This window comes from Nocardioides malaquae, assembly GCF_015070385.1.
In the GTDB taxonomy this organism is placed as follows: domain Bacteria; phylum Actinomycetota; class Actinomycetes; order Propionibacteriales; family Nocardioidaceae; genus Nocardioides; species Nocardioides malaquae.
In genome coordinates this window covers 1-256 of sequence record NZ_JADCSA010000721.1, presented here as the reverse complement: position 1 = coordinate 256, position 256 = coordinate 1, and the positions used below count along the sequence as shown (strand labels likewise).

Genomic DNA, 256 nt, shown 5'->3' with positions numbered 1-256 from the left:
CAGTCATTGTAGTCTGACAGGCAAAATTATTATTGCTATCACAGCTAACAAGTATACCTGGCGTTGTCTGGTTTATTTTTAGGCTGTAAATCACTTTTATATTGTCTTTATTGATATACAGAAACAACAGCACCATAGCCATACATATAGCCATAATAAAAAGGATAACACGAATCTTTTTCTTCAGATAAAATAAAATCTCAATCAGATCGATATCCTGTTTGATTTGTTCACGCATAATATATCCAGAGAATAA

1 pseudogene is annotated in these 256 nt (G+C 31.6%); it reads right to left on the bottom strand.

From position 1 onward, the window contains the following. Nucleotides 1-238: pseudogene (gene ykgH, locus IEQ44_RS16180) on the bottom strand (protein YkgH); the annotation flags it as partial. Nucleotides 239-256: the final 18 nt, after the last annotated feature.